At 41.1% G+C, this 22,564-nt stretch carries 12 protein-coding genes and 1 tRNA gene; 3 read left to right on the plus strand and 10 right to left on the minus strand.

Features of this window, described 5'->3' with window-relative positions:
- Positions 1 to 38 precede the first annotated feature (38 nt).
- From RMZ42_RS02575 to argF, 7 genes are all read right to left on the minus strand, one after another.
- Positions 39 to 590: a Uma2 family endonuclease gene (locus RMZ42_RS02575; protein ID WP_322669922.1), complete on the minus strand. Its 552-nt coding sequence runs from the start codon at positions 588 to 590 to the stop codon at positions 39 to 41.
- Between the two features lie 35 nt (positions 591 to 625).
- A complete protein-coding gene (locus RMZ42_RS02580) occupies positions 626 to 1,195 on the minus strand; it encodes a Uma2 family endonuclease (protein WP_322669923.1) in 570 nt (189 codons plus the stop codon).
- 11 nt (positions 1,196 to 1,206) lie between these two features.
- Positions 1,207 to 3,279: an AAA family ATPase gene (locus tag RMZ42_RS02585; protein WP_322669924.1), complete on the minus strand. Its 2,073-nt coding sequence runs from the start codon at positions 3,277 to 3,279 to the stop codon at positions 1,207 to 1,209.
- A complete protein-coding gene (locus RMZ42_RS02590; protein ID WP_322669925.1) occupies positions 3,276 to 3,449 on the minus strand; it encodes a hypothetical protein in 174 nt (57 codons plus the stop codon). The genes RMZ42_RS02585 and RMZ42_RS02590 overlap by 4 nt, the downstream gene beginning before the upstream one ends.
- A gap of 324 nt (positions 3,450 to 3,773) precedes the next feature.
- On the minus strand, positions 3,774 to 5,249 hold the full coding sequence (locus tag RMZ42_RS02595) for a DNA phosphorothioation system restriction enzyme (protein WP_322669926.1): 1,476 nt from the start codon (positions 5,247 to 5,249) through the stop codon (positions 3,774 to 3,776).
- 96 nt (positions 5,250 to 5,345) lie between these two features.
- Entirely contained in the window at positions 5,346 to 5,951 is a 606-nt protein-coding gene (lexA, locus tag RMZ42_RS02600; protein ID WP_322669927.1) for a transcriptional repressor LexA, read from the minus strand.
- Positions 5,952 to 6,168: 217 nt separating this feature from the next.
- Entirely contained in the window at positions 6,169 to 7,089 is a 921-nt protein-coding gene (argF, locus tag RMZ42_RS02605) for an ornithine carbamoyltransferase (protein ID WP_322669928.1), read from the minus strand.
- Positions 7,090 to 7,472: 383 nt separating this feature from the next.
- Here argF and RMZ42_RS02610 point away from each other — a divergent pair.
- A tRNA-Thr gene (locus tag RMZ42_RS02610) sits at positions 7,473 to 7,544 on the plus strand.
- A 460-nt stretch (positions 7,545 to 8,004) separates the two neighbouring features.
- Here the strand turns inward: RMZ42_RS02610 and RMZ42_RS02615 are convergent.
- Positions 8,005 to 10,203, minus strand: coding sequence for an Ig-like domain-containing protein (locus tag RMZ42_RS02615; protein WP_322669929.1), 2,199 nt, complete (start codon positions 10,201 to 10,203; stop codon positions 8,005 to 8,007).
- 1,260 nt (positions 10,204 to 11,463) lie between these two features.
- On the minus strand, positions 11,464 to 14,109 hold the full coding sequence (priA, locus tag RMZ42_RS02620; protein ID WP_322669930.1) for a primosomal protein N': 2,646 nt from the start codon (positions 14,107 to 14,109) through the stop codon (positions 11,464 to 11,466).
- A gap of 805 nt (positions 14,110 to 14,914) precedes the next feature.
- Here priA and RMZ42_RS02625 point away from each other — a divergent pair.
- Complete coding sequence (locus RMZ42_RS02625; protein ID WP_322669931.1) at positions 14,915 to 16,087, plus strand: RpoD/SigA family RNA polymerase sigma factor; 1,173 nt, start codon at positions 14,915 to 14,917, stop codon at positions 16,085 to 16,087.
- 163 nt (positions 16,088 to 16,250) lie between these two features.
- Positions 16,251 to 16,745 carry a GNAT family N-acetyltransferase gene (locus RMZ42_RS02630; RefSeq protein ID WP_322669932.1) on the plus strand — a complete coding sequence of 165 codons (495 nt, stop codon included), beginning with the start codon at positions 16,251 to 16,253 and terminating at the stop codon, positions 16,743 to 16,745.
- A 184-nt stretch (positions 16,746 to 16,929) separates the two neighbouring features.
- On the opposite strand, the gene RMZ42_RS02635 is transcribed toward RMZ42_RS02630, so the two are convergent.
- Positions 16,930 to 22,545 carry an AAA family ATPase gene (locus RMZ42_RS02635; RefSeq protein ID WP_322669933.1) on the minus strand — a complete coding sequence of 1,872 codons (5,616 nt, stop codon included), beginning with the start codon at positions 22,543 to 22,545 and terminating at the stop codon, positions 16,930 to 16,932.
- Between the last annotated feature and the right edge of the window lie 19 nt (positions 22,546 to 22,564).

A 22,564-nucleotide genomic window follows, 5' to 3' on the forward strand; every position in this document is an offset into this window, starting at 1 on the left:
GATTTGATGATAGTATGTGGGCGATCGCTAAACAAACACTAAACAAACAAATTATCCACTAACATAGTCCATCCTGGCACTGCGGGTTCAGCTTCAGCTACCTCACCACGGCGATAAACTTGCGGTTCTTCAGGATTACTAGCACGATATACTCTAATAACTTCCTCTTTAAGCACATCTACATCCCAAACTACCAGCGTACCAGCCGCAAAATAATCACGGCGTTTACTAGCCATATCTATCTCAGCCTTATCACCGTAATCATTTTCACTTCGCACCTCAGCAGCAAATATAGGCGCACCATTAAGAAACTTCCCACCTGTAGGTTTGCCAGTATAAAATGCAGCATCAGGACTTAAAGAACGGCGGTTAGGAAGATTGACAATAAAACCGACATTATCAGGCAAAGCATAACCACTTTTTTTCAGACGTTCATAATCCCGTAAACTTGCATAAATTTCACCACCTGCACGTCCTGGTAAAAATCCAGTTGGAGACATCAGCACCAATTTTCCATTGACAATCTCTGCTTTACAATTGTCAGGTAAATGGTACAAATCTTCAATAGTTGCTTCAGTTTTAATACTCATAAAACTCCTAATCATGAATCGAAGATAATCCTAATTTAAATAGGAAACTGAACGTCTTCATAAAGCAAAGAAATAGGAAAGTGAAAATCAACGCTAGTTAAATGAACTTCATCCCCTTGTTCATAAGGATGTAACTCCCAAAGTCCTCTATCATTTAACCGGAAGCAATCTAAACCAATTTTTTCAGCATCGATAAGGACGTATTCTTGCAAAGTCTGAATGCGACGATACCGCGTAAATTTTGTACCTCTATCGTAAGCTTCTGTACTTGGGGACAGAACTTCAACAATTAAACAAGGATATTGGAGAAATTGAATAGCTTGTTTATCTCGTTCATCGCAACTCACCACAACATCAGGATAATGAAAAGGCCCCTTTTCAGATACACCTACTTTCCCATCCGCCATATTCACACGACACCCACTTCCTCGCAGCTGACTTTTTAACGCTGAAGCTAAGTTTAAAGCAATATCATTATGGGGAAGAGTACCCTCAGTCATAGCGAAAACTTCACCATCAATATATTCATATTTGATTTCTTGGCGTTCTTCCCATTCCAGGTATTCTTGGGGAGACATATAATTTCCATCTGGACTCGCAACCATAACTTTATCCTTTAAAGATTACGTTCAACCGCGATAATTTCAGTATACTCAAACTCGTTCGGACTTTGTTTCACCAAAGGATATCTTTCCCCACCCAACTCAATATAATCTTGTTCGCAATCCGGCTTAGAAGAATAATACGTAAGCACATATTCTCTACCAATTCTGTCTGTCATTTCTGCTTCTACTTCACCCCGCCATTGAGTCTTAGTAACTAAAACTATCAACTGATTCGCTAATTGGGGAATTGTCTTCGCAATGTGTCGCCGCGAATTCTCATCCAAACTTCCAAACGGCGAATCCATCACAATTGGGAAAGTACTACTATCGGGAATCATCATCATTTTTCGTTTCTCACTCCATTCCCGCACTTTGTCAATGATGCTGGCTATAAAAGATAAACTGAGAATTTGATTCTCCCCGGTAGAAGCTGCAACTGGCGCTTCCACACCTGTAGTATTTTCTACTAATGTCAGTTCATATTTATCGCTAATTTTAGGGATGTATGGAGTAACAGAAATCTCAGTAAATATTTCTTGCACTCTCTTTTCTAATTGCAGACGAAATTGTTGTTCTTGACGATTTCTAACTTCTGTTAACCGTTCGATTGCATCTTGAGTAGCGTTAATTCGTCGTTGTGCTAGAGTTTGCTTGTCTTCATTCAGCTTTTGCTTGGCGATTTGTTTGTTTAAACCTTCAATCTCAGTTGTGAGTTGAGCAATTTGCTGCTGATTTGCACCCTGTTCTCGATTCAATTCATCAATTTTATTTTCAATTTCATCTAAGCGTTTTTGTAAACTGCTAATTTCTTCATTAGCATCTTTTCGCAACCGTTCTTGAATATTGTCTAAATCGCCTTCAATTTGAGATATGCTTTGCCTTAACTGATTAATTCTACTTTGTTCTCTATCAACTTCTTCCCAAAATCCTATTGCTTGCTTATCAATTTCATCTACTTGTGCTAACATCCGAATTGCAGTTTCTTCTACCGCCGAAGAACCTGCTTTATTTAGCCAGTTACTCACATGAGTATGAGAATGATTACCCTCGTGTAATTCTGCGCCACAAATACAGCGCTGAGAATTGAGTAAATCATTCACAAATTCCCGCGAAATCCCTGATGTTAACTCGCCTCGCGCCTTCAAATCATTGATAATTCCTCGGAACTGGGATGTAGTTTCTGAGAGTAAAACGGTATAACCCCGCGCAGAAATAACTTTTTTGAGCGCTTCCTTCGTTTTTTTATATTCTTCTTGATTCGCTGTTTTCTGCGATTCTAAATTTTGCCATCTTTCTTGTAATTCCTTAGCAGCACTCAGTTCTCGCAAGCGGTTACTTGTCTCTTTTTTAAAAGTTTGTTGATATTCTAGCTCTTCTTTAATTTCAGTTTGTCGCTTGGTAATGCGTTCACGCTCTCGTTCTATCTTTTCTTGCTGTCGTAACAATTGTTTAATTTCAGAATCACCAATCGCTTTTAACTCATTTTCTAGAGTTTTTTTAGCATCTCCTAAATGTCTGATGGAACGGTTGATTACTTCTACACCCAAGAAAATTTTTGTAGCTTCAGCAATTTCAGCTTTTTTATCAGAACGAACTATTTCTTCAATTCGTTCGCCGTCAAAGAAAAAATATTGATGTAAAGTAGCGGGTAAAATTTGATTAATTATATCGTCTGGTTGCTGAATTGGTATATTCCATTTGCCATCATCCGCACCAACCCACATCGTTAATTGAGTTTTGCCAGCGTCAAAATCACCTTCGCTTTTATAACCCCGACAGGTGCGTTTAACTCGATAGCGTTTACCTTCATGTTCCCAGCCAATCTCTACCCAACATTCTACAGCTTGACCTTTTTGAGCTTCTGCGATCGCACGCTTATTTACTAACTGTTCTATCGATGCAAATGCTGCACTAAATTTTTCATATAATACCCAAGTAAAGGCATTTAGTAAACTGGTTTTTCCAGAGCCATTATTACCATGAATAATCGTTGTGTTTTGAATATCTCCACTAGCCAGAAGCATCTCTGGTGTCGTACCATAAAAGGAGCGAAAGTTGCAGAGCTTGATTGAAGTCAGCTTCATCGCACCTCTTCCTTAATAATGTCTAAAATATTATCATTTATATGGCTGTTAATCTTTTTATCTAGTCTGCCTTTTTCCAGCTTCCATACCCGCTCAATAATTTGCCGTACTTCCGGCGGAGCGCTGTTTATTGGCTCCTGCACATCATCGATATTCGCATCTTGTGACATCTTCGGTTTGGAAATATAGTTTTTCTATATTTTAACTTTTTCTAGTACTGCATTTACCTCCGTAAAGCCACTGTTAGCGTTATCTTTAATTTTGTAAAAACTATTTTTTTAAATTTATACTTTTCTTTGAAAAAAGACTTTATTCTTGAATTGTCTTCTATTATTAATATTAACAATCTAGATCGTAATGGGATGTAAGCAGAATTTTTAAAGCTATTTACATTCTATTATGATCTAATTCATGATTTTATTATTTCATACTTAATGCTTGTTTTTTAAAAACTCGAAAAATTTTACAAAAAAATACAACTATATAGTTCACCATCAAATATCTAATAAACCATATCGTTTTTGTAAATCAAGTAACTTCATTCTTGCTTCACCAGCGTTATCAGCTAAATCAGCAAATTCCACAAAGCGACGCAATTCCTTTTTCAATAGATTACGTTCAACTTCTATAGTTTCTCTATCTAAATCTGGTGGTAAAACAATCATGTCAAATATAGTGGCGCGTTCTTTAGCTGGATGAGGGCGCAAAACTCGCCCCCGTCGCTGAATAAATTGGCGGGGATTTCCAGAACTTGATAAAATCACCGCAGTTTGAATTGCCGGAATATCGACGCCTTCATCTAAACAACGAATTGCGACTAAACCTTGCAACTCTCCACTTTCAAATTGATGCCGTAAAATTTCCCTTTCTTGTAAAGTTGTTTGAGCTGTATAGGTGCTTACCTTGTACCCTAAATCCACCCCCAGGATTTTAGCAACAGCTTTAAGTTGGCGTAGAGATGAACGTTGTCCCGCATCTTGGGAACCATCGCTACAATAAAAAAGAGTATGAGTAGTTTCGCGGCGAGTCGCCATTAATTCGTGCAAGGCTGTTAATTTATTTTCTGCTGCACCAATTAATCTTGCTCTTTGCATCAATAATGGTTTTAAATCTTCATTATCTTCAAATCCCGCTTCGCCATTTTCTCGATCTCGATAAAGAAGCGATCGCCCAATTCTTTTAGTTAACTTTAAATAGGCAATACTTTCTGCTTCAGTTAACTCTACCAACACCGGATAATACAGATAATGTACCAAAGCACCTTGAGCGATCGCATCCCTCAAAGTAAACTCCGGTTGCAGAACTGGGCCAAAATAATCAAATAAAGATTGCGTCCCAAAATCATCAAAATACCTCTCTGGTGTCGCAGATAAAGCTAGTCTCAACCCAACACTACGCGGTAAACTTTCTTCTAACTTGGGTGCGCCTAAATTATGCGCTTCATCCCCAATAATTAAAGTTTTGGCGGGAAAATATTTGAGTTGAGACTGAAATCCATCTCCAATTAAAGTGGAGTTCGTAGTAATCACCGTGATAAACCGTTGAGAACCAGAACGCAGATTATAAATTTGGGTAGAAAGTTGACTTTGCCAAGTGCGTAAATTCTCAAAAGCTAAAATGGGTTGCAAATTAAATTTTTCGCATTCTCGCGCCCATTGGGTAACGAGATGGCGGTAGGGACACACCACCACCAGAACTTGTAAATTAATCTGCTGATATAATTCGCAAGCGATCGCTAATGCAGTAATAGTTTTACCACTACCAGTAGCCATTTTCAGCGTCCCTCTGCCATTGTTGGTAAACCAGCTAGCGATCGCTTGACGCTGATATTGCCGCAATTGCAGAGACACAGGCATTCTTGGGCATCCTGGTAATGGTTGCGTGTAATAACTGCCCTTACTTTCCCTTGTAAATGGTAATTTCAATCGGAAAGTGGGCAGTTGCTGCACTGAATTTTTCGTCAGGTACATAAAATGTTAAGCACAAAGATGGTAACGAACCCTAATTAATGGGCATTGGACATTGGACATTAGTATTTATCTTTCCCAGTCCCCAGTCCCCATTACTCAGTTGTAACCGCGCCAAACACCAATGAGAGAACCTTGCACCTGCACTTGTTGAGCCATGACTTCAATGGGATTGTACTTAGGATTTGCTGGTTTGAGGGTAACGCGATCGCCTTGGCGATAAAAACGTTTTAATGTTGTACCAAATCCATCTACTCTAGCGGCGACGATAGTACCATTTTTTAAATGATTTGGTTCTGCTACTGGACGCAGAAATACCACATCGCCATCAGTAATTAAATCTTCAATCATGCTATCGCCAGCTACCCGCAAAGCGTAGGTTTGGGGAGGTAAATCGAAATTAGAAAAGTCTAAATGATCTACAGCATCAGTAAACGGTTCTATTAAACCACCAGCAGCGATCGTGCCCAAAATTGGTACACCTTGCTTCACGGGACGCAAAATCCGAATCGTTCGCGCTTGTCCATCAGTCCATTCGATATATCTTTTTGTGCGTAAATGTTCTAAACGGCTTTGAATTGGTGCTGGTGACTTCAAGTTCATCGCTTGCATCATTTGCCTAATTGAAGGCGAATGCTGGTGCGTTTTGATGTATTCTGCTAACCATTCGTAAAGTTCTTGTTGAGCTTCTGTTAGACGTTCCATAAATTTCCGAGAAGTAATTATAAATGTCTCTAGAACATTAGTACTACAAAAAACTCCCCATAACAAGAGAAAAGTAAAAATTATGAAAGGCAAAAGTAAAAATATTCTCTTTTCTCTTACCCATTTATTTCAGATTTTTTACCAGCAAGTAGTTAGGAGCCAATTGCACACTCACTATTTTGACTCCTAACTCTTAACTCCTAACTCTTAACTCCTTTCATTTTGCCCCTAAAATACTAGCAAGCAAAGCCTTTTGAGCGTGCAGGCGATTTTCTGCCTGTTCCCAAACTCGTGATTGAGAACCTTCAATAACAGCTTCGGTAATTTCTTCACCACGATGGGCTGGTAAGCAGTGTAAAACAATTGCCTCTGGGTCAGCAAGGCTTAATAGCTGCTCTGAAATTTGGTAAGGTTGAAAAATTGGCATCCGGTTGTCTGCTTCGGCTTCTTGCCCCATACTCGCCCAAACATCAGTGTAAAGTACAGCAGAACCCTTAGCTGCTAATTCTGGATCGTGAGTGACGAGGACTTCTGTTTTGTTATTAGCGATCGCTCTTGCTTGTTCTACAATTTTAGAATCTGGCTCATATCCGCTAGGAGTGGCAATTCTGACATTCATCCCCACCAAAGCACAGCCCAACATCAGAGAATTAGCCATATTATTCCCATCGCCCACGTAGGTCAAAGTTAACCCAGCAAGGGTATTAAAGGTTTCCTGAATTGTCAATAAATCCGCTAATACCTGACAAGGATGTTCTGTATCAGTAAGCGCATTAATCACCGGAATCTTGGCATAGTGAGCAAAAGTTTCTAAATCTTGGTGTGCAAAAGTACGAATTGCCAAAATATCCAGATATCGATCTAATACCCGCGCCGTATCCTGCAAAGGTTCCCCGCGACTAACTTGAGTGACATTAGGATTGAGATCGATTACCTGCCCACCAAGTTGATACATCGCCACAGTAAAACTTACCCGTGTGCGAGTTGAAGCTTTGGAGAACAACAACCCCAAAACTTTATTACACTGCAACTTCAACTGTTGTGATTTAAGTTGAGTTGCCAATTGCAAGAGTTCTTGAAGTTCAGTAGAAGTGATGTCCGCTAGACTTAATAAATCTCGTCCGAGCAATGCTGCCATGCTTGTAATCTCTAAAAAATAATTATATATTTCTGTTCCTTTATTCAGCCGTGCCATGCCAAGAAAATATAGTTTTAGAACTGACCAGGTATTTTTGGGTTCAGCCCAGGATTTGAGTTAGCTTTTGCTATAAATTTGCTATAAATATTAATTTATCAACTTTATCAGTGATTCAGAATGCCTAATTGTTTCTGGTTCATCACAATGGCAACGCCAGAACAACCATTTAAACCGACAAAAGCAGCGATATTGCTAAAATTTCTGGTCTTTTAACTTAATTTAGGATGAAGCAGATATTTTTTAGAATTTACAGCTAGACAAATAAATGGATTATGGTACAATAATAAATCGTGGTTGCTAATTTAAGAGTAATCGTCAGACTTGCCAGCATAGCACAGTGGTAGTGCATCCGACTTGTAATCGGAAGGTCGCGAGTTCAAATCCCGCTGCTGGCTTTAGTACATTCGCAAATTAGTGTCGCCGAATTGTTTGGAATTAAGTATCAACATCATAATTAACCCAAGTTGCGGGTTATAAAATTCTGAATGCTTCGTAACCATTGATTTAGATAAATGCATATAAAAAGTTTATGGTCGCGCTAGAATGCAACCGTAATTTGGAGTGAATTATAAAAGTACAAAAATTAACTTATGAGATCGATGCTTGTTAAAGAGTAAATGCAAACATAAATGCTTGCAGTTTCAGTAAAAACCCTTTCTAAGTACCTGACTTTTCACGTTATGTGGAAAAGTCCACCAAAAACCTAACCCTCTAACCCCCTTCCCGACCAGGGAAGGAGGAAAATTCAAAGTTTCTCTCCTTTTAGGAGAGAGATTTAGAGAGAGGTTTTCCAGATGTCGTGAAAAGTCAGCGCAGCTACAAGCATGAATTGATTGCGATCGCTCGGTACTGATATTAATTAAGTGGACGCAGAAGTGTAATTTTGCCCATGCCCGTCTCTTGACTGAGTTGCGCTACGTAGAGATTTCCATTCGTGGGATTCTCAACTAAATCCAATGGACTTGGATTAAAACCAGTAAAACCACTAATACCCGTTTGAGAATTTATAATATCCAACTTTGTGCCACCTGGTGTTAGCACAATGATGTCTTTCCCTGAACTGAAGCGTGTCACCAGCAGTTTGCCTTGCAGCTGACCACCTAAAACATGACTACGATATTCAATAATGCCATTAGGTGAAAAATGCTCTCCAAAATCGAAGGCAATACCCTTCCAATTCCGGTCAGGTAGAGTACCAATGGGATATTCACTTATCTGAACTGGATCTGTACCAGCTGTAGGATTTCCTCCACTCAACACCCACTCACAACGTTTCGGATTGGGATGACCATAATAACCATTTTTAACAACGCGAAACAGAAAGTCTCGCTGCGTGCCTAGACTGCTAAGAGCAGGCACAGATGGACTAGTATATGCCCCATTAGTAGCCTTATCAATCCGGTTGTGACAGGCAAGAGGTAAAGGGATAGGTGTATTTGGCGTATTGCCACCAGCCGCCGAACCATTCGTTGGCACATACAACTGACCATTGGTATGCCAAACCAGATCGTAGGCATTACGTATACCACTAGCAAAGATAGTTACAGGCGCGTCCGCTTTAAAGGGGTTATAAGTACCTCCATCCTCCGTCTTAACGCTTAAAGGAGGTGAGGTGATTTTGGACAAGTCAACTCGTAATACAGCAGCAGTTAACAACTGCTCAGGACGATTACTCCAGGCAGTGTTTGGTGCGCCGGTACTACTATTACTACCCTGCAACACATAGAGCACGTTTGGCTGATTGGGCTTAAATTCAATGCTATTGGTTAGATGATCCCGGCTCGATCGCGGTAAATCAACTACATAGTCTTTTACTGTCTCTAGATTGGTGCCGCTTAAACGAGTAATTTTACCACTCCAGTCTGGCGCCTCAACAGTTGCATTCCAGTAGTAGTTATTTGTTACCCAGAGAATTAGGTTGCTAGCATTTGTTGATGAGGGATCGAAGTGCATACCAACGATCGTTCGATTACCACCATTTGCAGTCTGCAATGAGGAAATCGTTTGTGGCGTACCCAGAGTGCCATCAGCATTAATCGGGAAACGCAAAATCTCACCCAATAAGGTAGCAGCATAGAGTTTGTTGTCAGGCCCAATCAATACTGTGGTGTAAGGTTTGATAGGTACATTCGCTAGTGAGATTTGCTCGAAAGTAATATTGCTTACTGGGTTCACAAAAGAGCCTGTTGTGAAACTGATGCTATAGGGTAAGAATGCAGCACCATTACTATCTTTAATCCCGTCGGTGACTTGTAACAAATATTTGGTATTGTTCTTGAGACGATTTATCGGAGACACTACAATTACATCTCCACCCCCGGAAGTGTTGTAATTGGCATTGACTTGTGTATTAGTAGTGCTATCGATCAGCTTGATGGTTGAGGCGGAAATAGTATTAACCGCAATCCCACTGTTAGGGAGATTTAGGTCTGCTGTAATCGAGATATCTGGCGGCACGTTTGTCTGACCATCATTGGGATTGGTCGTTCTGATCGAGGGCTGATTGCCTGGTGCGATCGCAATATAGTTGAGTTTAGTATTCCTACCACCTTTAGCATCAATTGTGAGCTTGCCATCGGCAACATTAACAATCCGGGTAATTGCGGCAAACTTTTTGGTTGCCGTTGGTACAAAGCCAGAAATAGCAGCCGTCCCTTCTATATTGATCTGGTGCTTACTATTTACACTATTAATAGCATCACCGACGCTAACAGTCACATTGTACGAACCATTAGATAGGGCATATTCCCAAGCAGCAGGTATCGTGACTCCTGTTCCCGCATTGCTAGGAGGATATTGCAGATGAATCAGTCTATTTAGTCGCCGATCGATGCCACTTTGGTTGCGATCGCGTGTATTGAGTTGGATATCAAGGGGAGTGGGTGTACTATTGCCTAAGCTATCTTCACGCACCCAACCAAAACCTCTAGTATCATTGTAGGCTTGACCGATATCTTTAATATACCCAGATGGTACAGGAGCATTATTTGGTTGAAAAGCAATCCCTTGAACAATTGCTAATACCAGTATTTTGGGTTTAATCTTGTAAATCATAGTATGCCTTGCCGTTGTGTTCGTAGTTGATAAGTAAGTAGTCCATTAACATTGGCCAAGTATCGAATGGCACGCTTGTAAAGCTGAAAGCTCGTCTGGGCAGGGTGTTGGGGGTAGGGTGTTGGGTGTAGGGAAAAATCAAGAAAAGTGAACAGGGTGCAGGTTGTATTGGGTGTGGGGTGTAGGGAAATTAAGACAGACACTCCGGGTGGGGCTTTTACCTGCCTTGCGAAATAAGGATTTTTCGTGCGCGTGGGGCGAGGCTTTAAACCTGCACCCACTCAGCCACTCAGCCACACCCCACACCCAAAAGCCTTATATATAATGGGTTTGCCGTTAACAAGCGTGCCATTCGGCCAAGTATCTGCAATGATTATTCTTGGCAATCTTTCACTAGCTATAAACGAACGTAATGACCGCAAGTCTTAGGGAACTCATTTCTCCAGAATGTATAAAAAGTATTTATTAAATACTTTTTATACATCAATACTGAACTTGTTTTTAAGAGAATTATAGGGGAACTTTCTAATGCCTCAACTTGGCACAGCATGATTACGTAAAAAGCAATAAATCTTTAAAATTATTACCGTAAACCAACCTTAATATCATGTCCGCCTAATTAGTTATAATTCCCGCATCTGTACAAAAATCAGGAAACCCTTTTCCCCCTAACCCTTGCCGTCTTAATGATAAGTCTTTAAATGGATACGATATGAATTGGTGCTGGCAGAGTTCATTTTTATCAGTGCTGTTAATACAAAAGTAATATCAAGCTAGTTGAATGTTTGTAATATCTATAGTTTGGGGAACCAGCAAGGGCAATAGTGCAGCGTAAAGCCTTCTCTTCTCCCAAAGGGAGACGCTAGGCGTAGCTTGCTTCCCTGTAAGGGTACGCCAATAGGACAGCAACTCTTAAAGATGCTACCGCGAACATCTGGGGGTTTCTCGACAACCAAGCAAGTGGCCTTTGAAAAACAAAACCCAATATTTTATCCATATTTATGTTGTGTTTAACAATAATGAAACCCAACACGAACATGGAGATATTTTATTAAGTAATCAGCCGAACATGATATAAGTTTGACAGTAAATCAGGAAAAATTTTTCAATATCTATACTTACCTTTGTAATAAGATGATATTTTAATTCACTCATCTATCTGAAGGTGGATTATGCAGAGATTAACTTAATTACTAAGCAAATCAGCTTTATTTATCAGTGCGCAACTGGGTGGGGTAGTAATTTACGATCGCATAACGATCACATAATATTTAACGGGTCTACATCAATAGTTAAACTTACAGATGAAGGACAAAGCGATCGCACTTCTTCCCAATCTGGTAATCGCGGTAAGGCATCAGGGGCAAATTTAATCAATATTTGCCAGCGATAACGATTAGCTACTCGTAAAACACTCGCTGGTGCTGGTCCCAATATCTCAAATTCTTCTTCTGTACTCAAGGCTGTAGCAATAACTTGCGCCGTATTTTGCACTTGAATCGGGTCGAGACTACTCAAACGCAACAAAATTAACCGCCCGTATGGAGGATAATTGAGTGCTTGGCGTTGTTCCAATTCAGCTTGAGAGAAAGATTGATAATCGTGCGATCGCACTGCTGCAATTACCTGATGCTCTGTAGTATAAGTCTGCACAATCACTCTACCGGGATCTTCACCTCTACCAGCACGTCCAGCGACTTGAGTCAAAGTTTGAAACGCTCGTTCGCTAGCGCGATAATCTGATAAATTTAGTAATCCATCGGCGGCGACAACACCCACAAGTGTCACCTGTGGTAAATCCAAACCTTTAGTGAGCATTTGCGTACCGACTAACAAATCTGCTTCGCCGTTGGCAAACCGAGTAAGTAGGGTACGATGGGAGCCTTTATTGCGGGTGGTATCGCTATCAAAACGAATCAAGCGCAACTCTGGGAACTGCCTTGCTAGTTCCTGCGTTACCCGTTGAGTACCGCTACCGAAAAATTTCAGATAAGGGGAACTACAATCAGGGCAAAATTTGGGGTGCGATCGCGCATAATTACAATAATGACACCGCAATAATTCCGGCGCTTTTTCTTCGGTGTGGTGATACGCCAGCGACACATCACAGTGCGGACATTCTAATACATATCCACAACTGCGGCAAGAAACAAAAGTACTGTGTCCCCGGCGATGGATAAATAAAATTCCCTGTTGTTTTCTTTCTTGCAACTCTTCTAAAGCTGTTTGCAGCGATCTACTAAATATAGAACGATTTCCCTGTTGTAACTCTTGCCGCATATCGACAATTTCCACAGGCGGTAAAGGGCGAGAATTAATGCGTTCAGGCAAACTTAAATAATGAGTGCTGAGTGCTGAGTGCTGAGTGCTGAGTGAGGAGTTAGGAGTTAGGAGTGAGGAGTGAGGAGTTACGAATTCTCCCCCTGCCCCTCTGCTCCCCTGCTCCCCTGCTCCCCTGCTCCCCTGCCTCCTCACGCTTACCCAAGTTTCCAATGAAGGCGTAGCGGAACCCAACACCAAAGGGCAATTTTCTAATTCGGCTCGCCACTGGGCAACAGTGCGGGCGTGGTAGGTGGGTATGGGGGAATCTTGTTTAAAGCTGCTATCGTGTTCTTCATCTAAAATAATTAAACCCAAGTTGGGCAAAGGGGCGAAAACGGCGCTGCGAGTACCAATGACAACTTGGGGTTCTCCGGTAAGCATTTGTCGCCAAGTATCGTAACGTTCACCATCTGAGAGGGCGCTGTGATAAACGCTAACTTTATTACCAAAACGGGCGCGAAAACGATCGGTTAGCTGGGGTGTAAGTCCAATTTCTGGGACTAAAACCAAGGCAGATTTACCTTGATTGAGGAGAGGTGCGATCGCTTGCAAATATACTTCGGTTTTTCCTGAACCTGTCACCCCATGCAATAAAACTTGAGCAAATTTATCTAATGTCTGGATTGTCGCTAAGGCACTAGCTTGAGCTGTAGTTAAAGATTTAGCACCATCGCCTACTAAAGTTGGGCCTTGTTCGGTTCGCAAAACTTCCCGTTCTTCGATGACGATGTAGCCTTTTTCCTCTAGCCCTTTCAGGGTAGGGGTAGTTGTTTTACAAATCTGTAAGAACTCATTTAACCATAACTCGCCACCACGTCGCCGCAGCACTTCTAAAATCTCTCGTTGGCGAGTAGTTAACTCTTGATCAATTGTACCTGTGAGCGTAACTGCTTTTTGCAATTTTGGTCGAGTTAGTCGTGGTGGTTCTAAGTAGCTTTCTACTAAACCAAATCGCAATAATTCCCGAATTCCCCGATAAGCAGATTTGACTTTTTGTTGCAAGTAAATAAAACTGTAGTCCCCCGCCGGCTGCCCTTGTAAAAGTTCCCAAACTTGCCGCGCAGTTGGAGTCAAAAAAGCTAAAGGATCGGCAGATCCCAGTAAATAACTACTCCCCTTTGCCCCCCTGCCCCTCTGCTCCCCTGCCCCTCTCTCTCCAACCAGGCGGATACGACGCTGCGATCGCCCCAGTAACCCTGGCGGCAGAGCAACCCGGATTACTTGAATCAACGGCGTATAGTAATATGCCGCAACTCGGTTGAGTAATTCCCAATAAGCACTTGGGAAAAATCCAACGCTGACTATATCTTCTACTTCCCGGATTTTTTCTGGTGGTAAATCGATATTGGGTTGTGCCAGTAATCGAATCGCGATCGCTCCTAATTGTTGCGCCCCAAATGGCACGCTCAAAATATCCCCTGGTTTGATTTCTAACTGGGCTGGCAATCGATAAGTAAATAGTCCTGTACTTCCTGGACAGTCTACCAATACTTCAACCCACCGATTAACAGTTTCACCTGACTTATATGATTCACTCGGTTCACTTACCACTAAAGGAGATATTTTTATGTCATTAATATACATACTTGCTGATTTTATAATTAAATATTTCCTTCACATAGCTGGTCAAAATCAACCTAGCTAACTAAACTTTAGTTTTTCGCTTTCTTAAATTTAAATGGTATTTCTCAATACTGTTATTCTTCATAATACTTGATAATTTTCCTCTTATGTAATCTACTAGACAAATTCGTATCAACTATATATGCAATAAATATTTGGTGCCCACTATACAAATAAAAGCATGTCGGCTATTGCTGCAACAGTTACTCTATCTACTAAATATGGAGTAGCCTTTTTCCGCCTATCGGTAGATATTCAACCCTTTCTGTATATGAGATGCTTTTATACAAAGTAATATCAGATCGAAATTAAGCTCTTACTCTTGTAATTTGGATTGTGTAGGTAACTGGAAATCAAATCGGGAATGCGTAAACCCATTAGTAGGTATTCCTTTTCTACAGTGGACTCCAGCGCCTAAAACATTATAAATATTTAGAAAAATATATGAAACTTTAAGATATTTGGATGATTAGCTGAAATTTTTATATTTGTTAAGGTTGAGAAAGTTTGAGGGGGGTTTGACATATTTGATAATTCCGAAAAAAATGAAGAATATATCTGTTGGGAATCTAAAAAAAAGTTTTATTGGGTGCTAAGGTCAGTTTCGTTATAGGTTGTATATAAGTGTAACCTATAAATACTAGGTAGATGCCGATTTTTATTTCTGTAGACAAATTAGCATCAGCTTATATTTCGCTATTCTTTACGGGTGCATCGTCCATTAGGGAAAACTACCAAGCCTCAAACGAGTAGGTGTAAATGAATTATGTACCAAACAAAGCAACAATCCCTAAAGGAAAATATGAATATTGTTGAATTGGGAAAAATGGAAATACTGGAGAATGCTGCTGATATCGAAGAACCATCACTCGATAGTTTAAATGCAGTGGCAGAAGAAGAATCTCCAATTGTAGTAGAAAATCTGGAATCGGACGAACGCGATGGAGATGACATGGCGGCGGCTCGTCCTTCAGGATACAACAAAACCGAACATGATGATGCTGTCGGCGCATTTTTTAAAGAAATGGCACGTTATCCGCTTTTAAAAGCTGATGAAGAAGTAGAGTTAGCGCGGCGAGTTAGGTTTATAGAGGAATTTAGAGAAATACAAGCGGCTTTAGAGTTAAAACTGGAACATGAAGCTAGCAAATTAGAAGTGGCTTCTGAGTTAGGGATGACGGAAAAGCAACTAGAAAATCGCTTGTATCAAGGGAGAGTAGCAAAACGCAAAATGATTCGCTCTAACTTGAGATTGGTAGTGTCTATCGCCAAGCGATATTTAAATCGGGGAGTGCCTTTTCTGGATTTAATTCAAGAAGGAGCAATGGGTTTAAATCGTGCTACAGAAAAATTCGATCCCGATAAAGGATATAAGTTTTCTACTTACGCCTATTGGTGGATTAGACAAGCGATTACCAGAGCGATCGCTAACGATGCGCGAACAATTCGACTACCAATTCATATTGTCGAAAAGCTTAACAAGCTAAAAAAAGCCCAACGGGAACTCAAACAAAAACTCTGTCGTAATCCTACCGAAGGTGAAATGGCAGAATATTTAGAGATTAGCGTGCAACAACTACGTCAGCTACAACAGCTACGACGACAAGCACTTTCTCTCAACCACCGCGTCGGTAAAGAAGAAGACACGGAATTAATGGATTTGCTAGAAGATGAAGATAACTTGTCTCCTGAAGCAAAAATGAATGAAAACATGATGCGTCAGGAGATTTGGGAAGTTTTGGGTGATGTGTTAACTCCACGAGAGAAAGATGTGATTTCTCTGCGTTATGGTTTGACAACCAGCGAACCATGTACTTTAGAAGAAGTTGGCAATATGTTCAATCTTTCTCGCGAGCGAGTGCGTCAAATTCAAAGCAAAGCCATGCGGAAATTGCGCCGTCCTCACATAGCCAAACGCTTAAAAGGTTGGTTGATTTAATCTCATTGCTCAAGATAGAGATGCAATCTGAAACTTAATTAGCTTTGCAATTCGCAAAAATCAAGCGTTTTGTAGCGTTTTTCGGCTCTTATTTAGTCAATACTCAAAAAAAATTGCCCAGTTGCCTATAGACTATGGACTATAAACTATGGACTATAGACGAATGACTTCGGATAGCAATTTGATTGTGCGTTTTGCCCAAGCAGCCGATTGCAGCGTATTGTTTAAATTAATTGAGGGACTTGCAGAATATGAAAAATTATCTCACGCTGTTACTGGCAATGCTCTAGCACTTCAGGAGCATTTATTTGGTTCGCAAAGATATATAGAGGCAATATTAGCGGAATCTGCGGGTCAAGCTGTTGGTTTTGCGCTGTTTTTTCATAATTATTCAACATTTCTGACTAAGCCGGGAATTTATCTGGAAGATTTATTTGTTTTACCAGAATATCGTAGGCAAGGTATTGGTAAGGCTCTGTTGACTAAAGTCGCTCAGATAGCTGTAGAACGTGATTGTGGGCGATTAGAGTGGAGTGTCTTAGATTGGAACGAGTCAGCCCAAGCATTTTACCGTAGTATGGGAGCCTCTATATTAGATGATTGGCGAATTTGTCGTGTTACAGAACATGCGCTTACTCAGTTAGGATCTGTTAAATAAAAATTGAAAGATGAAACAAGACAATTTTTATCTTGTTTTATCTTTAAATTTTTTTCACGGAAAAAGATACTGTTAAATTATAGGTTGTGTTGTAAAAAATTACATTTTTAATTTTTAATTACAAAAAGTCAAGCTTGATTGAGATGCCATTACTCTGACGTGCTAAACCCGATCTTAGAACTTTTCACTTTACTGAATTTGATGGGATAGAGAGGGAAAACTCTGCTCCTTTTCCTACCTCCGAGATTACACTTAGTCGTCCCCGATGTTTTTCTACAATAGAGTAGCTAATCGATAATCCTAAGCCTGTTCCTGTGCCAATAGGCTTTGTTGTGAAAAATGGGTCAAATAAATGCTGCTTCACCTTTTCAGACATACCAGACCCATTATCTACAATTTGAATGGTTATTGTATCAGCCTCAGTCATTTTGGTACGAATTTCGATGGTGGGGATTTTTGTTTGTGTATGTTCAGTTGTGAATAATGAATCTAATGCATCAATTGCATTGCTAAGAATATTCATAAATACTTGATTTATCTGACTAGCGTAGCAATTTACTTCAGGCAGTTGGGCATATTCCTTAATCACATTAATTGCGGGGCGGTATGTTTTCTCTTCTAGACGGTGCTGTAAAATTAACAAGGTGCTGTCAATACCTTCATGAAGATTGACAGTTTTCATTTCAGCCTCATCCAGGCGCGAGAAATTGCGGAGAGAAAGAACAATCTGGCGGATGCGATCTGCTCCTAGTTTCATTGATTGCAGTAATTTTTGGAGGTCAGATTTGAGGAAGTTTAAATCTATGGCCTCTAGTTCTTCTTGAATCTCAGCAAATGGTTGAGGATAGTAGTGTTGATACAGATCGACCAAGTGCAGCAAATTTTGACAATATTCATTGGTATAGGTGACATTGCCATAGATAAAGTTAATCGGGTTGTTAATTTCGTGAGCGATACCTGCCACCATTTGCCCCAATGAAGACATTTTTTCAGTTTGAATCAGTTGGCTTTGGGTGTGTTGCAGTTGTTCTAAAGTTTCCGAGAGATGCTGATTTTTATCATTCAACTCAAAAGTTCTCTGCTCTACTTTTTGCTCCAAGGTATGGCTGTAATCCTCTAGTTGGGCTTTTGCTACGGCAAGATTGTTATAAAACATGGCATTTTGCAGCGAGATGGCAGCTTGTACTGTGAGCAGCCGCAAAACTTCAAGACGGTTTTGGGTAAAGGCTCCAGTCGTCAAACTGTTTTCTAGGTATAGGATGCCAACGATCTGGCCGCGATTGTGAATAGGCGTACATAGCAAGCTTTTAGGTTGCCATTGAATAATATAGGGATCGTTGGCAAAGGTGGTTTCTTTGCGGGCATCATCTAGCACTAAGGTTTCGGAAGTACGCGATACATAGTTCACCACCGTTTTAGGAATATCCTGACTGGCTGAAAGAGGTAAGGAGTGCAGATTTCCCCCAAGGCTTTCATGCAAAGGCATAGATCGCTCCTCTTCGACGATCGCTTTGCTGCTTCTTTGAGCTGCAACCACCCAATTATCCTCTTGAAGCAGCAAAATTACTGATTTTTCAGCCCCGGCATTTTCGCTTACAACTCGCATCAAGGTTGTCAACAGCTTTTCTAACTCAATTTCTCCAGCCAATGCATGAGAGGCTTTCATCACCGTTACTAAATCTAACGCTTCAGTCCCACTGGAACTAGTGTGTGTGAATCCGATTGTAGTGGTGAGGCTAGGGTCTGTAGAAGCATTTTCCTCCTCCTGAAGGCTCGTAGCCAAGAATTGAGGATATTGGCTCTCCAACTGCTTGACTTTGGCTACAGCTCCCCATTTTAGGTAACTGTAATAGGCATTCATCAAGTAAATTTGAGCCATACCTTCCATGTGCTTTCCTGGGGAACGGTGCGCGTAACTTGCTTCTACAAAGTGGTACGCCAACGTTTCTTTGTGCGATTCCAAGTAAAATCGGGCAGCCAATTCATTGGCGAGGGCAACTTCTTGAATGTATCCATTGACTTTTGCCCCAGCGATCGCGCGATCGTAAAGATCCACAGCCTGCGCCATCAGTCCCAAGACTCGGCATTCTTCGGCTTTTACTAGTTCAAATTTGTGCAAATAATTCATGGGTGCGTGGTGCGCCCATGTCTTCATTTTTTCCTGGTTTTCTCTCACCCGCTCCAGTAACATTTCTCGGCGATCGCCCGTAGCTGTAGAATATTCTGCCAGAGCCGTCAATGAATCATAAAAATAAAACATCTGCACAGTAGCATAGCCCGTGCCTGCAACTAGATAAACTCTAGCTTGAGCAGCTGTTTCCACTGCTTGAGAGATGTTTTCAAACAAATAACAGAGAATCAACTTGTGTAGCCAGAAGTAGTGAGGCCCCACCAAGTCGTTCGCATTATGCATTTGAGTCAAAAATTTTGCTTCATCAAGTACCTCACCCGTTAAAATACAGGGATTTTCAGCCTTGCCGAGCAAATTCAAAACTGTTTGCCAAAAGACACGGCAGTAGTTAAGAACCATGTCTTGCCTAAAATTTTCCAAAACATGACAGTAAGCCCGGATATCTTCCTCTAACGATTTCAGTTCTCGTCCCAAAAAATAAGAATACTGACAGATGTCTTTCGTATTGAAGGCAACGTAATATACATTTCTAGTTTCCAGAGCAATTTTGTAGCCCTCCAGGATCAGCTGTAAAGATTTTTGTAGTGGAGACTTCAAATAGGTGATAAAAGCACCCGTAACATAAAATACAGTAGGTTTGATGTCAGTAATATTAAATTTGTCAGTTAGCGCCAAAGCCAGGTTGCCAAAGAGATAGGCTTTTTCAATATCTTGGAGAATTCCGTTTAACAGAATGCCATAGGCGGCATAACAGAAGGCAGAAAATGGAGCATTGCCATACTGAATTGATGCTTTGACTTGTGACAGGATGACTAGGGGAAACAGATTTGGTTCGGCGGTGTAAACGGCGGGAGCAACGTTTGCCACAATTCGGTTAACAGCCAGCTTGTCTTTTGCCGTCATCAGGGGTAAGTCAACCAAGGAAGCAATATCACGCCCGTTAATTAAGGCAGCAGTTTCCTGAAGGGCTTGCTGAATATCTTCGGGGGTAGATGTTTCGGGAAAAACCACGCCGAACAGACTCATTCCCTGGCGAGCGATCGCGATCGCGCCTATTACATTATTTTGAGTTGTATACGCCTGAATTTGGGTTTCGTAAATGCTGATTTGATCTAGTGAAGTTTTGGCTTGCTGCATTACTGTTTGAGCCAATTGCTCCATCTGTTCGTGGGCACCACAAAGGTAAGCAGCTTCGGCGGCTGATTCGTGCAGTACTAGAGCCAATTCATATTGAGTGTGCCAACAGTCGGATCTCAATAAATCAATCCCGGTAGTTAAATACTCAATTGCTACCTGGTATGATGTAGTAGATTTAGCTTTTTTTCCTGCGAGTAGGTTAAGTTGTGCCAGTCGATCGCGATCGGGCTGAGATCCGATCAGTTCTTTGCCAAGATTCAATTGGTTGACAATTTCAAAAATCAGCAATTCTTGCTCAGTTTCCGGGGTATTACTCAACAGTAATTGACCAATCTTCAGGTGAGTTGCTGGTTTTTGGTTGGCTGGAATTAGTGAATAAGCGGCTTGTTGAATGCGATCGTGGAAGAATTTGTAGGTAATAGTTATCGATCCGCGATCGTTTGTCAAATCATCTATGACAACAGACTCATTCTGAAAGAATGTATACCCTTCACCACCGGGCAAAATTAATCCATCCTTGAGAGCTGGCCACAAATCTGCTGCGGTTTGGGCTGGAGATTTTTCATAGACAATCGATAGGGTTTCTAAATCAAACTGATTGCCAACACAGGCGGCCAGTTTGAGAACATCTTGCGTCTGCGATCGCAATTTTTGGAGTTGCAGCACTACAAACTCTACAATATCTTCTGTAAAAGAAAGCGCCCGGATTTGAGCAAGATTGCACTGCCAATCGCCTGTTCTGCTGGCAAAGGCGATCAGTCCATCTTCATGCAGCGATTTGAGAAACTGGTTAGTGAAAAATGGATTACCTTTGGTCTTTTGATACACCAAATTGGCGATCGCAATTGCTTGTTCTGCTGAATATTTCAGCGTATCTGCAATCAGTTGATTTAGGTCGGCTTCGGTAAGGGCAGAAAGGACAATACTGCTAACTGTAATCGCCTCTTGACGCATCTCCTCAATGGTCAACATCAAGGGATGTGCAGAAGAAACCTCATTATCTCGATATGCTCCAATCACTAACAAATAAGAGTTATTGGCTTCACTCATCAACAGATGCATCAGTTTTAAAGAAGCCAAGTCTGCCCACTGTAAATCATCGAGGAAAATGACCAGGGGATGCTCTTGAGTTGTGAATACTTGAATGAATTTCTGAAATAGCAAATTGAAGCGGCTTTGGACAGCAGTACCCGATAATTCCGGCACAGAGGGCTGTTTGCCAATGATTCGTTCGAGTTCTGGAATCACCTCAATAATCACTTGACCACTTTCACCCAATGTAGATAAAATTTGGGTCTTCCACTGGTTAATTTGAGCATCGCTCTCTGTCAGCAGTTGTGCCATTAAGTCCCGGAATGCTTGCACCAAAGCAAAAAAGGGAATATTCCGATTAAATTGATCGAATTTGCCTTTGATAAAGTATCCGCGCTGACGGGCGATCGGTTTGTGAACTTCGTTGACAATTGCCGTTTTCCCAATACCAGAGGAACCTGCCACCAGAATGATTTCAGAAGTTCCCTGGCGCACCCGTTCAAAGGTTGCTAGTAGCATTGCCACTTCTGCTTCCCGTCCATAGAGTTTTTCGGGAATTGTAAAGCGATCGCAAACGTCCTTATGTCCTAGCTGAAATGGGATAATATTTCCACTCTCCTGCAATTGTTCCAAACAAATTTGCAGATCGTGCTTTAGCCCTAATGCATTCTGATAGCGGTCTTCAGCATTTTTCGCCATCAGTTTCATGACGATATCACAGAGAATTTGAGGAATCTCTTCTCTATTCCCTAAAAGTGGTGGTTGTTTCGCTATGTGACAATGCACCAATTCCATCAAATCATCGGATTGAAATGGTAATCGCCCAGTTAAGAGTTCATAGAAAGTGACTCCCAGAGAATAGAAGTCAGTGCGGTAATCAATTCCCCGATTCATTCGTCCGGTTTGTTCGGGCGAGATATAGGCAAGGGTTCCTTCTAAAACAGTCGGGCTGGTTGAAAGTTGGTTAACTCTTGGTAGCAGTGAAGCAATGCTAAAGTCAATGAGTTTAACCTCCTTTGTAGTCGGATTTATCAGGATATTGGCGGGTTTGATATCCTTATGGATAACTTGGTGATGGTAGAGATCGGCCAGGATATCAGCAAGTGCGATCGCAATCTGTAAAAACTCGCTCAAAAACTCAGGACAAAAGCGTGAGATATTTTCCTCACTTGCTACCTTTCTGAATCCCTGTCTCCAAGTGTCAGCATACTCCTTCAAAGAAATTCCGCCAAAGTCTTCTAAGATCAGAGCGGGTCGATTATGACAATTTTCCAGGCTATAGATCCGAACAACCCCAGGAACATTTAAGATTTTCGTAATTGTGTACTGATTTTTGAATTGAGCCAACTCAATCAGACTGGGATAACAATTTTTAAGAAGTTTGATCGCAACAGCAGTTTGATCGCTCTCTCGCAAAGCTCGGTAAACCAGAGTGCGACTGCTGGTGTAAATTCTCTCACCAATTCGATAGCCGGGAACATCGACTCGATTCTCTAGCATAAAAGTTGCTATTGGATAA

Source organism: Nostoc sp. DedQUE05, assembly GCF_034530955.1.
Taxonomy (GTDB): Bacteria; Cyanobacteriota; Cyanobacteriia; order Cyanobacteriales; family Nostocaceae; genus Nostoc.